At 74.0% G+C, this 13,008-nt stretch carries 8 protein-coding genes and 1 pseudogene; 3 read left to right on the top strand and 6 right to left on the bottom strand.

Annotated features, from left to right (window positions below):
• Positions 1-71: 71 nt before the first annotated feature.
• The 5 genes from ACFQS1_RS14775 to ACFQS1_RS14755 form a co-directional block, all read right to left on the bottom strand.
• Positions 72-1,103: a hemolysin family protein gene (locus ACFQS1_RS14775; RefSeq protein WP_378968128.1), complete on the bottom strand. Its 1,032-nt coding sequence runs from the start codon at positions 1,101-1,103 to the stop codon at positions 72-74.
• The gene (locus ACFQS1_RS14770; RefSeq protein WP_378968126.1) at positions 1,100-2,386 is read right to left on the bottom strand and encodes a hemolysin family protein; all 1,287 of its coding nucleotides are present in this window, start codon (positions 2,384-2,386) and stop codon (positions 1,100-1,102) included. The genes ACFQS1_RS14775 and ACFQS1_RS14770 overlap by 4 nt, the downstream gene beginning before the upstream one ends.
• A gap of 103 nt (positions 2,387-2,489) precedes the next feature.
• Positions 2,490-4,106 carry a protein kinase domain-containing protein gene (locus ACFQS1_RS14765; RefSeq protein ID WP_378968124.1) on the bottom strand — a complete coding sequence of 539 codons (1,617 nt, stop codon included), beginning with the start codon at positions 4,104-4,106 and terminating at the stop codon, positions 2,490-2,492.
• Positions 4,107-4,184: 78 nt separating this feature from the next.
• Positions 4,185-5,204 carry a class F sortase gene (locus ACFQS1_RS14760; protein ID WP_378968122.1) on the bottom strand — a complete coding sequence of 340 codons (1,020 nt, stop codon included), beginning with the start codon at positions 5,202-5,204 and terminating at the stop codon, positions 4,185-4,187.
• Positions 5,205-5,227: 23 nt separating this feature from the next.
• Positions 5,228-6,082 (bottom strand): DUF4397 domain-containing protein, encoded by an 855-nt coding sequence (locus ACFQS1_RS14755; protein ID WP_378968120.1) that lies wholly within the window; start codon positions 6,080-6,082, stop codon positions 5,228-5,230.
• 152 nt (positions 6,083-6,234) lie between these two features.
• On the opposite strand from ACFQS1_RS14755, the gene ACFQS1_RS14750 reads away from it, so the two are divergent.
• A complete protein-coding gene (locus ACFQS1_RS14750; protein WP_378968214.1) occupies positions 6,235-10,779 on the top strand; it encodes an ATP-dependent helicase in 4,545 nt (1,514 codons plus the stop codon).
• Positions 10,780-10,974: 195 nt separating this feature from the next.
• Positions 10,975-11,076 (top strand): annotated as a pseudogene (locus ACFQS1_RS14745) (GNAT family N-acetyltransferase); the annotation flags it as partial.
• A gap of 117 nt (positions 11,077-11,193) precedes the next feature.
• Here the strand turns inward: ACFQS1_RS14745 and ACFQS1_RS14740 are convergent.
• Positions 11,194-12,120, bottom strand: a complete 927-nt coding sequence (locus ACFQS1_RS14740) for an LLM class F420-dependent oxidoreductase (RefSeq protein WP_378968118.1) — start codon at positions 12,118-12,120, stop codon at positions 11,194-11,196.
• 84 nt (positions 12,121-12,204) lie between these two features.
• On the opposite strand from ACFQS1_RS14740, the gene ACFQS1_RS14735 reads away from it, so the two are divergent.
• Positions 12,205-13,005: an SAM hydrolase/SAM-dependent halogenase family protein gene (locus ACFQS1_RS14735; protein WP_378968212.1), complete on the top strand. Its 801-nt coding sequence runs from the start codon at positions 12,205-12,207 to the stop codon at positions 13,003-13,005.
• The last annotated feature ends 3 nt before the right edge of the window (positions 13,006-13,008 follow it).

The raw sequence follows: 13,008 nt of genomic DNA, 5'->3' as shown, positions 1-13,008 counted from the left end.
CGCGGAGACATCCGTCGAAACAAGAGAGAGGTCGAAACCTGAGAGACGTCGAACGAGTGGGCCGAAAACGATCACGAGAGCGGCACCGGGTCGGTCTCGTCGTCGAAGCGGCCGAGCACCTGCTCCAGCAGATCCTCGAGGGCGACGAAGCCGGTCACCGCGACCTCGTCGCGGACCAGCGCCACCTGGGCCCGGCCCGAGCGCATCGCGGCGACGGCCGCCACCACCCGGTCGCCGGCCGCGAGGCTGAAGGCCGGATCCATCAGCTCGGAAGCCGTACCGGAGCGACCCGCCGTGGTGGCCCGGACGACCTCGCGCACGTGGACGAACCCGATCACCTCGCCCGCCGAAGACGTCACGCCGAGGCGGGAACGCCCGCTCCCCATCGAGGCCAGCTCCACCTCGCCGGCGGAGGCCGCCGCCGGAACGGTCACCAGTTCGGCGAACGGGAGGGCGACCTCGCGGACCGTCAGCGACTCCAGGCCCAGCACGCTGGTGAGCAGCTCGGTCTGCTCGGCCTCCAGCAGCCCTTCCTCGCGCGAGCGGTCGAGGAGGATCTTCATCTCGGCGGGGCCGTGCGACACCGCCAGCTGATCCTGCGGGCGCACCCCGAACGGCCGCAGTACCGCGTTGGCCAGCGCGTTCAGCAGTCGCAGCACCGGGCCCACGACGCGGGCGAAGGCGCGGAACGGCAGCGCCAGCAGCGTGGCCGAGCGCTCCGGGTCGGTGATCGCCCACGACTTCGGCATCATCTCGCCGACGACCAGGTGCAGGAACGTCACCACGCCCAGGGCGATCAGGAAGGCGACCACGTGGCTGGCGAACGACGGCAGGCCGACGGTGTGCAGCAGCGGATCGAGCAGGTGTGCCAGCGCCGGCTCGGCCAGCGCGCCCAGGCCCAGTGAGCAGAGCGTGATACCGAGTTGCGCGCCGGCCAGCATCAGCGGCAGTTCGCGGCTGCCGGCCAGCGCCGCCTGCGCGGCCCGGCCACCGGACGCGGCGGCCTGTTCGAGGCGGTGGCGCTTGCTCGCGACCAGGGCGAACTCGGCGGCGACGAAGAACGCGTTGCCGGCCAGCAGCAGCAGAGCCCAGACGGCGTTCATCGGGACAACCGCACGGTCTGCGGGACGTGGCGGTCGACGCTCTCCACCCGTACGGAAAGGTTGTCGAGCTGAAGCGAATCGCCTGCCTTGGCCACCCGCCCCAGCCTCGCCATCACCATGCCGGACACGGTGTCGTAGTCGTCGGAGAGCGGAAGGTCGACGCCGGTGGCGTCGCTGATCTCATCGAGCCGCCAGCGGGCGGGCACCAGCCACGAGCCGTCGTCCTGGCGGACCGGAGCGGGCTCGGGCAGGTCGTCCTCGTCGCGGATCGGGCCCACCAGCTCCTCGGCGATGTCCTCGAACGTGACGATGCCGGCGAAGCCGCCGAACTCGTCGACCACACATGCCATCTGACTGTGCGCGGCCCGCAGGCGCTCGAGCACCTGCGGCAGGCGCAGCGACGACGGGATCATGATGGCCTCGCGCAGCAGCGACGACACCGGCCGGGACGAACGTTCGGCCGGTGGGACCGACAGCACATCGGAAATCGCGACAATTCCAAGAATCTCGTCGGAAGTCGCGCCGCGCACCGGGAAACGAGAGTGCCCGGTCGACAGCAGGTTCACCACATCGACGGCGGAGTCGGTCGCGGCCATGAACGTCACGTCGACCCGGGGAACCATGACCTCGGCGGCGGTACGGCCGCGGAAGTCGAGACCGCGGTCGAGCAGCGCCGACACCTCGGCCGAGAGCCGGCCGCCCGCCCGCGATGTCGCGATGATCTGCGACAGATCCTCGTTGGTGGCGCCCTCGGGCAGCTCCTCGACGGGCTCGATCCCGATCCGGCGCAGCAGTCGCGAGGCGGCCCGGTCGAAGAGCCGGATGACCGGGCCGAACGCGGCCAGATACAGCAGCGTCGACCGGCTCAGCCGCTTGGCCACCGCGTCGGGCCGGGCGATCGCGAGGTTCTTGGGCGCGAGCTCGCCGAGCACCATCTGCACGACGGTCGCCACCACCAGGGCCAGGGTCACCGAGACCGGCATGCTCACCGCCACCGGCACCCCGGCCACCCCCAGCAGGGCGGCCAACCCCCGGCCGAGAAATGGCTCGGCGACATATCCGACGAGCAGGGCGGTCACGGTGATGCCCAGCTGGGCGCCGGACAGCACGAAGGAGAGCCGCTCGGTGACGGAGAGTGCCCGGGCCGCGGCCCGATCGCCCTGGGCCGCCTCGTGCCGGAGGCGCCCGCGGTCGGCGGCGACATATCCGAATTCCTGCGCCACGAAATAGCCGGTGACGGCCGTGACGACCAGGACCAGCGCCAGCCCGACGAGGATCACCATGGCCGTGCGGAGCGGCCGGCGACAAAGAGCCGGGCCGCGCCCGGCTGGGTACTGCCGATCATGGACAATACGGTAACAACGCTGGCTGAGTGGTTGCTGTGAGCTACCTGGGCTTGTCGGTGTAGAACGTGCTCAGGACCATGTTGATCTTACTCAGGTCGGCGGACCAGTCGATCTCGCGGGTGGCCCAGCTGAGCGCGTACCCGTGGCCGTTGTTGGTGAACCAGCGGGTCTGGGCGTGCAGCGCGACGCCGCTCGGATCGCGGTACTGATACTCCCAGTCGGCCGCCTTGTTGAGCAGCGGCCGCTTCTCGATCGCGATCTCGTGATAGCCGGGCAGCGCGCCCACCGCCACCAGCCGCGACGCCTCGGTCCGGCAGGCTCGCACCGGGTCGCCGGCCGGATTGCGGGCGGTGTCGAGACTCAGCACCCGATCACCCTGCGTGTCCCGGAAGCAGTACATCGCCCCGGATCTCGCGTAGATCCAGCCGTCCGGCACCGGGATGTGGAAGCCGGAGCCGTCCGTGAAATACGACCAGCCGGGCAAGAGACGCCACCCGTTCACCCCGGTCGCCGCGCCTTTCCGCGGCAGGCGCGCCGCGGCCGAGGGCGTGAGCGCGGAACAGGTCGCCGGCGAGAATCCGACGGTCACGAACGCGGGCGCCGAGGACGGCCGCGCCACCGGCAGGTCGTCGGCGCGGCTCAGCAGAAAGCCCCCGGCCCCGATCAGCACCACGCCGGCCAGCCCCACCGCGACGAGCAGGACCAGCGGCCGCGAGCGGAACGGCGGCGACGACGGAGCCGGCGACACCGGCGCCTCGGCGACCCGTTGCGCCGGCAGAACGCGTACGGAAACCGGCGCCGCCGATGCGACCACCCGGGCCCGCCGCGGCGAGGGCACGCCTCCCCCACCCGGCGCCGCGGCCACCACCATGCGCAACCGGCGCTCCACCTCGCTCGCCGTCAGGCGGGCGGCCGGATCGTGTCGCAACAGGCCGAGCAGCACCGGCCCGAGCAGACCGGCGCGCTCCGGCGGATCGGGCGGCTCGGTGGCCAGCGCCATCAGCGTCGCCATCGCCGTCTCGCGCGCGTAGGGCGAGCGCCCCTCGACGGCCGCGTAGAGCGTCGCGCCGAGCGACCACATGTCGGACTCCACGGTGGACGCTCCGTCGCGCGCCCGCTCCGGCGAGACGTACTGCGGCGAGCCGACCACGAGCCCCGGACCGGTCACCGAGCCGTCGTCGACGAACGTGGCCAGTCCGAAATCGGTCAGCACCACCCGCCCGTCCAGGCCGATCAGCACGTTGTGCGGCTTGACGTCGCGGTGCAGCACGCCGGCCCGGTGCGCGGCGCTCAGCGCGTCGAGCACCGCGAGGCCGATGCGGGCGGCGGCGACCGGCGAATACGGCCCGTCCTCGTTGATCACCTGGTGGAGCGAGCGCGACGGGACGTACTCCATCACGATCCACGGCAGGCCCTCGGCGTGCACCACGTCATAGACCCGGACCACGTGCGGGTGGTTGAGCCGGCCGGCGCTGCGGGCCTCGCGCAGGGTGCGATCGCGCAGCCGCGTCTTCTCGTCGTCGTTCATCCAGTCCGGCGGGACGAACTCCTTGACCGCGACGTCGCGGTCGAGCATCTCGTCGCGGGCCAGCCAGACCCGGCCCATGCCGCCGGATCCGACCGGCTCGAGCAGGCGATACCGACCGGCGATGAGCATGCGTCCGACCGCCATCCCGCCCCCACCCGCCGACTCGTTGTCAGGATAGTCAAGCCGCCCCGACCAGCGGAACGACGATCACCCGGCCACCGCGTAGACCACGAGGTTGTCGCGGTAGGAACGCAGCCGATGGTCGAAGACGCCGCCGCAGGTGATCAGCCGGAGCTGCCGGTCGGGAGTCGGCCCGTACACCTCCTCGGTGGGAAACGCCCTCTTCGGATACCACGCCGTGCGGGTGACGACGAAGCTCACGGTCCGGCCGCCGCGCAGCACATCGATCCGGTCGCCCACGGTGAGCTCGCGCAGCCGGTAGAACACCGCGGGCCCGGCCCGGGAGTCGACATGCCCGGCGATCACGGCCGGACCGATGTCGCCCGGAACCGTGCCGTCGGCATACCAGCCCGCGCGGTCGAACCTCTTCGGCGGTTGCAGCGCGTTCTCGGCGATGTGCAGGGTCTCGAGCGCGCTGTCGAGACCGATCGCCTTGATCCGCACGCGGGTCGGCGCGCCGCTGACGACGACATCGGCGCTCGCGAACGGATCTCCCGAGGGCCGGGCGGCGTTACCGGCGCCCTCTCTCGCCCGCCCGGCCGCAGCCCATCTGCCCAGGTCGGGCAACGGATCCTGGGTTGCGGTGGCACGCGTGGCCAGCGCGAAGTAGGTGGTTCCGGCGACAAACGCGGCCAGCGCGGCGGCCAGGGCGGGCAGCGCGGCGCGGCGTCCGAGATCTTTCAGAAGACCCCTGTTCCGTACGGGTTGGCGGGGTTCATCGCGGGATTCGGGGCCGGCGCCGGCGGGAGCGCTGGTGGGTGCGGGCGCGCGTATCGCCGGCGGCTTTTCGCTTGGCCCCTGGGCCGCCTTTTCCTTGGCCGGCGCCTCTTCCTTGACCAGCGCCTTTTCCCTGGCCGCCGCCCTTTCCCTGGCGGGCGCCGGCTCCCTGGCCGGCCCTTCGACCAGGATCGGCCCTGCGAACAGGATCGGCGCTTCGAACAGGATCGGCGGCGGTGGGATCGGCCGCGCGCGCGGCGGCCGCCGGGGCACCGAGAGCGCGCCCGGCACCGCCGCCACGCCGACGGCGGGCACCTCCTCGTCGTCCATCCGGCCGACCATGGCGTACCCCCTCAGGCGGCCCGGAGCCGGCGCCGCAGCACCACGACGAGGCCCGCGGTGAGCACGGCTGCCATGCCGGCGAGCAGCAGCGCCGTCGGCAGGGGCGAGGCCGGCTGGCTGCCGCCGTCGCCGGTGGCCACGCCGCCCAGCGGGACCGCGCCCTGCCGTTCCGCGTCCACGTGCAGCTCGGGTTTCAGGCCCCCACCGCGGTCGTCGAGCACGATCAGCGAATACACGCTGCCCGCGCCGAGGGTGCAGGGCAGCACGGTGGTCCGGCCACCGCCGGTCGGCGCCACCCGCACGCTCCACTTCCCGGGCTCGACCTCCCGGTACGCGGTGGTGGTGGCGAACGCGACGCTGTCGGCGATCTTGCTGCCGTTCTGGCCCGCGACGTCCAGGACCGGCGCCTTGACCGAGGCCTGGATGATCCGGACCTTGGACTTTCCCGAGCCGGGGAGCTTCAGGTCGTCCTTGAGCACCCGCAGCCCCAGGTCGGCGAAGCGCCCGACGCCGGCCACCGTGTAGGCGCCGCCGTTCTCGACGTCCACCTGGGTGGTGAGCACCGGCGCGGAGGTGGCCGGCGCCCCGGCCTTGCGCATGGCGACCTGGTAGGTGCCGGTGGGCAGTCGCAGGTAGGACGACATGTCGCCGTAGCCGACCGCCTTGAACGTCTGCGGCTCGATCGCGCCGGACGCGGAGCGCAGGTAGACGTCGACCGCCGGGGTGTCGGGAGAGAGATGGGCGAGACGCACGTAACCGTCGCCGGCCGCGCGGGCCGGCGAGGCGAGGAGGGTGCCGGCGGCGACCGCGGCGAGGACCGCGGCGGCGCTGCCGAGGCGCCGGACGTGTGGTGCGCGGATGAGCACGGTGCCTCCTGTCGGTCTCGATCAGGTGCAGCCTGTATATGCCCGGTCCACCGACCGCCACCATGGTCCGCCGTGTCAGGAAAACCCGATAGACGGCCATCTCTCCGCGGCTTTTTGTCGTACCCCCGAGAGAGGATGGTCGGGTGCGAGACGTGCTGGAGGATTTCGGCCGGGCCACCCGGGAGTGGTTCACGGCGGCCTTCGCCGCGCCCACCGCCGCCCAGGCCGGCGCGTGGCAGGCGATCGGCGCCGGGCGCAGCGCGCTGGTGGTCGCCCCGACCGGCTCCGGCAAGACGCTCGCCGCCTTCCTGTGGTCGCTCGACCGGCTGGCCCGCGAGCCCGCCCCCAAGGATCCGAGACACCGCTGCCGGGTCCTCTACGTCAGCCCGCTCAAGGCCCTCGCGGTCGACGTCGAGCGCAACCTGCGCGCCCCGCTCACCGGCATCCGCCAGGCGTCCGGCCGGCTCGGCGTCCCGCCGCCCGACATCACCGTCGGCATGCGGACCGGCGACACCCCGGCCGACGAGCGGCGCCTGTTCGCCCGCACCCCGCCCGACATCCTCATCACCACCCCCGAGTCGCTGTTCCTACTGCTCACCTCGGCCGCCCGCGAGTCGCTGCGCGGCGTCGAGACGGTGATCGTCGACGAGGTGCACGCGGTGGCCGCCACCAAGCGCGGCGCCCACCTGGCCCTGTCGCTCGAGCGGCTCGACGCGCTGCTGCCCAAGCCGGCCCAGCGCATCGGCCTGTCCGCCACGGTCCGGCCGATCGACGAGACCGCCCGCTTCCTCGGCGGCTCGCGGGACGTGACGATCGTCCAGCCGCCGAGCGCCAAGACCATCGAGGTCGCCGTCGAGGTCCCGGTCGAGGACATGACCCGCCTCGACGAGGTGCCCGAGGTTGATCCCGACGACCCCGGCGCCACCCGGCACACCCCCTCGATCTGGCCGGCCGTCGAGGAGCGCGTGCTCGACCTCATCCAGGCGCACCGCTCGACGATCGTCTTCACCAACTCCCGGCGCGGCGCCGAGCGGCTCTGCGCCCGCATCAACGAGCTCGCCGCCGAGCGGGCCGGGCTCGCGCTCGAGCCGGTGACCAAGCCGCCGGCACAGGTGATGGCCCAGGCCGGGCAGGCCGGCGGCGCTCCGCCCGTGGTGGCCCGGGCGCACCACGGCAGCGTCTCCCGAGAGGAGCGCAAACAGATCGAAGAAGCGCTCAAATCCGGCCAGTTGCCCGCCGTCGTCGCCACGTCCAGCCTGGAGCTCGGCATCGACATGGGCGCGGTCGACCTGGTCGTGCAGATCGAGGCGCCGCCCTCGGTCGCGGCCGGCCTGCAGCGCATCGGCCGGGCCGGCCACCAGGTCGGCGCGGTCTCGCGCGGCGTCGTCTTCCCCAAGCACCGCGGCGACCTGGTCTCCTGCGCCGTCGTGGCCGAGCGGATGGGCGCCGGCGCGATCGAGGAGCTGCGCTATCCGCGCAACCCGCTCGACGTGCTGGCCCAGCAGATCGTGGCGATGGTCGCGCTCGACGCCTGGCCGGTCGACGAGCTGGCCGCGCTGGTGCGCCGGGCCGCGCCCTTCGCCGAGTTGCCCGAGTCGGCCCTGCACGCGGTGCTCGACATGCTCTCCGGCCGCTATCCGTCGACCGCCTTCGCCGAGCTGCGGCCACGCCTGGTGTGGGATCGCGGCGCCGACGTGCTCACTGGCCGCCCCGGCGCGCAGCGGCTCGCCGTCACCAGCGGCGGCACCATCCCCGACCGCGGCATGTTCGGCGTCTTCCTGGCCGGCGCCGAGCGCGCGGCCCGGGTCGGCGAGCTCGACGAGGAGATGGTGTACGAGTCGCGCGTCGGCGACGTCTTCCTGCTCGGCTCGACCTCGTGGCGCATCGAGGACATCACCCCCGACCGGGTGCTGGTCTCCCCCGCGCCCGGCGCGCCGGCCCGCATGCCGTTCTGGAAGGGCGACAGCCTGGGCCGCCCGATCGAGCTGGGCCGCGCGATCGGCAAGCAGCTGCGCTCGCTGGTCAAGGCCGGCGACGAGGCGGCCACCGCCACGCTGCGCGCGGCCGGGCTCGACGAGTGGGCGGCCGGCAACCTGGTGGCCTACCTGGGCGAGCAGCGCGAGTCGACCCGGCATCTGCCCGACGACCGCACGATCCTGGTCGAGCGCTTCCGCGACGAGCTGGGCGACTGGCGGATGACCGTGCACTGCGTGCTCGGCGCCCGGGTCAACGCGCCCTGGTCGCTCGCGATCGCCCGCCGCCTCGCCGAGCGGTACGGCGTGGACGGCCAGGTCATGCCGTCCGACGACGGCATCGTGGTGCGGCTGCCCGACACCGCCGAGGAGCCGCCCGGCGCCGAGCTGGTGGCGTTCGACCCCGAGGAGATCGCCCAGCTCGTCGAGGAGTCGGTGGGCACCTCCGCGCTGTTCGCGTCCCGGTTCCGCGAGTGCGCGGCCCGGTCGCTGCTGCTGCCCCGCCGCGACCCGCGCCGCCGCCAGCCGCTCTGGCAGCAGCGGCAGCGCGCGGCCCAACTGCTCGACGTGGCTCGCGAGTTCGCCGACTTCCCGGTCACCCTCGAGGCGGCCCGCGAGTGCCTGCAGGACGTCTTCGACGTGCCCGGCCTGGTCGGGCTCATGCGCGAGGTGGCCGGCCGCAAGGTACGCCTGGTCGAGGTCGAGACGCCGCGGCCGTCGCCGTTCGCCCGGTCGCTGCTCTTCGGATACGTCGGCGCGTTCCTCTACGAGGGCGACGCGCCGCTGGCCGAGCGGCGGGCCGCCGCGCTCGCGCTCGACTCGACGCTGCTCGGCGAGCTGCTCGGCCGGGTCGATCTGCGCGAGCTGCTCGACCCCGCGGTGGTCGCCGAGACCGAGGCCCAGCTGCAGTGGCTGACCAGCCGCCGGCAGCCGCGCGACGCCGAGGACGCGGCCGAGCTGTTGCGGCTGCTCGGCGACCTCTCCCCCGCCGAGCTGTCGCTGCGCGGCGCCGACGAGGCGTGGCTGGTCGAGCTCGAGGCGGCCCGGCGGGCGATCCGGGTGCGGGTGGCCGGCGAGGAGCGCTGGATCGGCATCGACGACACCGGCCGATATCGCGACGCGCTCGGCGTGGCGCTGCCGGTCGGGCTGCCCGAGGCATACCTGTCGCCGGTGGCCGACCCACTCGGCGACCTGGTCGCGCGCTACGCCCGCACGCACGGGCCGTTCGCGGCGGCGACCTGCGCCGCCCGGTTCGGGCTCGGCGTCTTCGTCGTCGAGCAGGCCCTCAAGCGGCTCGCCGCCACCGGCCGGGTGGCCTCGGGCGAGTTCTCCCCCGGCGGCGCGGGCAGCGAGTGGTGCGACAGCGAGGTGCTGCGCATGCTGCGCCGCCGGTCGCTCGCCGCGCTGCGCCGCGAGATCGAGCCGGTGCCGCCGCGGGTGCTCGCCGCGTTCCTGCCCCGCTGGCACCAGATCGGCGGCAACGCGCGCGGCGTCGACGCGGTGGCCGCCTCGATCGAGCAGCTCCAGGGCATCGCGGTGCCCGCCTCGGCGTGGGAGAGGCTGGTGCTGCCGGCCCGCATCGCCGACTATGCGCCGCCCCAGCTCGACGAGCTGTGCGCGGGCGGCGAAGTGCTCTGGGCCGGGTCCGGCTTGATCGCCGGCAACGACGGCTGGGTCACCCTGGCCTGGGCCGACAGCGCCCCCCTGCTGCTGCCCCCGCCCGACGACGAGCTGGCGCTGACTCCGCTGCATCAGCGCGTCCTCGAGGCGCTCGGCGACGGCCAGGCACTGTTCTTCCGCAACCTCTCCGACCGCATCGGGGCTACCGACGACACCGAGCTGGCCGCCGCGGTGTGGGATCTGGTGTGGGGCGGCCACCTGACCAACGACACGTTCGCCCCGCTCCGCGCCCTGCTGGGCGGCAGCGGCGCCCACCGGGCCAAGGCCGCGCCCGCGCGCACCCGCTATCGCCGCCCCGGCCGGCCCGGCAGCCTGGGCCGCCCGGCGATGCCCGCCCGCGGCGGCCCACCCCACATGGCCGGCCGCTGGTCCCGTCTCCCCGACCGCGACCTCGACCCCACCCGCCGCGCGGCCGCCCTGGCCGACCTGCTGCTCGAACGGCACGGCGTGGTGACCCGCGGCGCCGTGATGGCCGAGGGCGTGACCGGCGGCTTCGCGGCGGTCTACCCGGTGCTCGGCGCCCTCGAGGAGCGCGGCGCCGCCCGCCGCGGCTACTTCGTCGAGGGCCTGGGCGCGGCCCAGTTCGCCGTCCCCGGCGCCGTCGACCGGCTACGCGCCCTGGCCGACCCCGACGAGCTGTCCCGCCGCACCGCAAACGCCCAGGTGCTCGCCGCCACCGACCCGGCCAACCCCTACGGCGCCGCCCTCCCCTGGCCCGACCGCATCGTCGACAGCGGCGACGGCGAGCCCACCCGCGCCGGCCACCGTCCCGGGCGCAAGGCCGGCGCCTTGGTGGTCCAGGTCTCCGGAGACTTGGTGCTCTACGTCGAACGCGGCGGCCGCACGCTCCTGAGCTTCACCGACGACCCCGAGACCCTGATCGCCGCCGGCCGCGCCCTGGGCGACGCGGTGCGCTCGGGCGCGCTGGGCGCCATGTCCGTCGAACGAGCCGACGGCGAGGCGGTGCACGCCTCGCCCCTGCGCGACGCCCTGACCACCGCGGGCTTCCGCGCGACACCGCGCGGCTTGCGCCTGCGGGGCTGACGCCGGTCTCGCAGGCGCAACCATGCGAGGTTTGCTCCCGCGGCGACAGTAAGTTTGGCCCGTGCTGCCAACCCGGACGGTCCCGACGGCCGATCTGTCGAAGGCCGAGCGATCGGCGATTCGCGGCCTCCTCGACCTCGCCTTCGCCGGCAACTTCGACGACCACGACTTCGACCACGCCCTCGGCGCCTGCACGTGCTGGTGCTCGACGGCGGCGAGCCGATCGCGCACGCGTCCGTGGTGCAGCGCCGCTTCCTGCACGCCGGCCGTTCCTGGCGCGGGGGCTACGCGGAGGCCGTCGCCGTGCATCCGGGCCGGCGCGGGCAGGGCCACGCCGCGACCGTGATGACGCGAGCCGACACCGAAACCGCGGGCCCGGCACGTGCGTATCGGGCCCGCGGCCGGGCGGAACTTCTAAAGCTGCGGCGCCACCGCCGAGGCGACCAGCTCGATGTGGTCCAGGTCGGCCAGGTCCAGCGTCTGCAGGAACAGGCGGGTCGCGCCGGCCCCGGCGTACCGATTGATCGTCTCGACCGCCTCGGCCGGCGTGCCCACGACGCCGCCGTTCTCGCGCATCTCCTCGACGTCGCGGCCGATGGCCGCGGCCCGGCGCCGCACCTCGGCGTCGTCGCGTCCCACGCAGAGCACGGCGGCGGCGGAGAAGGCCGGCGGCGTCGCCCGGCCGATCTCCGCCGAAGCGCGGCGGACCCGGTCGAAGGTCGGCGCCACGTCCGAGATCTTGGCGAACGGGACGTTGAACTCGTCGGCGAAGCGGGCCGCCAGCGCCGGCGTGCGCTTCTTGCCGTGTCCGCCGACGATCACCGGCGGGCGCGGCGACTGGACCGGCTTGGGCAGGGCCGGCGAGTCGATCAGCTGGTAGTGCTTTCCCGGGAAGTCGAAGGAGCGGCCGGCCGGCGTCGACCACAGGCCGGTGACGATCTCCAACTGCTCCTCGAGGCGGTCGAAGCGCTCGCCGACGGTCGGGAACGGGATCCCGTACGCGGTGTGCTCGCGCTCGAACCAGCCGCCGCCCAGGCCGAGCTCGACCCGGCCGCCGCTCATCTGGTCGACCTGGGCCACCGCGATCGCCAGCGGCCCGGGCAGCCGGAACGTGGCCGAGGTGACCAGCGTGCCGAGCCGGATGCGGGACGTCTGGACCGCCAGCGCGCCCAGCGTGACCCAGGCGTCGGTCGGGCCCGGCTCGCCCGGCGCGCCCATCGCCAGATAGTGGTCGCTGCGGAAGAACCCGTCGAAGCCGGACGCCTCGGCGGTCTGCGCGACCTGGACGAGGTCGCCGTGGGTGGCCCCCTGCTGGGGCTCGGTGAAGATCACAAGACGCATGACTCCAACCTGCCAGATGTCACCCGGCGCGCCCTGTCGGGGCTGTCACACACGATGCGTGTCGGGGCAGTAACGTTGGCCACCATGGCCGGATATGAATGGATCAGCCTCACCACCGACTACGGGACGTTCGACGGGTTCGTCGCGGCGTGCCACGGAACGATCGCGCGCATCGCGCCCGCCGTACGCGTCATGGACGTGACCCATCACGTGCCGCCGGCCGACGTCAGCCGCGGCGCGGCCGTGCTCGCACAGACCGCGCCCTACCTGCCGGCCGCGGTGCACGTCGCGGTGGTCGACCCGGGCGTCGGCACGGCCCGGCGCCCGCTGGTCCTGCAGACCCCGAACGCCCTGCTGGTCGGTCCCGACAACGGCCTGCTGATCTGGGCGGCCGACGCGCTGGGCGGCGTCGACCGCGCCTTCGAGCTGGCCAACAAGGACTGGCTGCTCGGCGACGTGTCGCGCACCTTCCACGGCCGCGACGTGTTCTCCCCGGCCGCCGCCCACCTCGCGCTCGGCGCGAGCCCGGTCGAGGCCGGCCCCGCGATCGACCCGGCCGACCTGATCCGGCTGCCCGAGCCGGTCGTCACGGTCGGCGACGGGTGGATCGAGTCCGAGGTCGGCACGATCGACCGCTTCGGCAACGTCCAGCTGGCCGCCGGCGGCGACGTGCTGGCCGGCCTCGGCCACGAGCTGGTCGTCAACGGCTCGGTCCGGGCGCGGCGCGGCACCACGTTCGCCGATGTCGAGCGGGGCGAGCTGCTGGTGTACGAGGACTCGGCCGGCCACGTGGCGATCGCCGTGAACAACGGGCGGGCCGTGGTCGTGCTCTCGGTGCGTCCCGGCGACCTGATCCGGATTTCCGAGCGCGCCGCGCGGGAATGATGC

This window comes from Paractinoplanes rhizophilus (assembly GCF_042664765.1).
GTDB classification, from domain to species: Bacteria; Actinomycetota; Actinomycetes; order Mycobacteriales; family Micromonosporaceae; genus Actinoplanes; species Actinoplanes rhizophilus.
The sequence above is the reverse complement of the archived record's forward strand: the minus strand, read 5'-3'. Positions and strand labels throughout refer to the sequence as shown.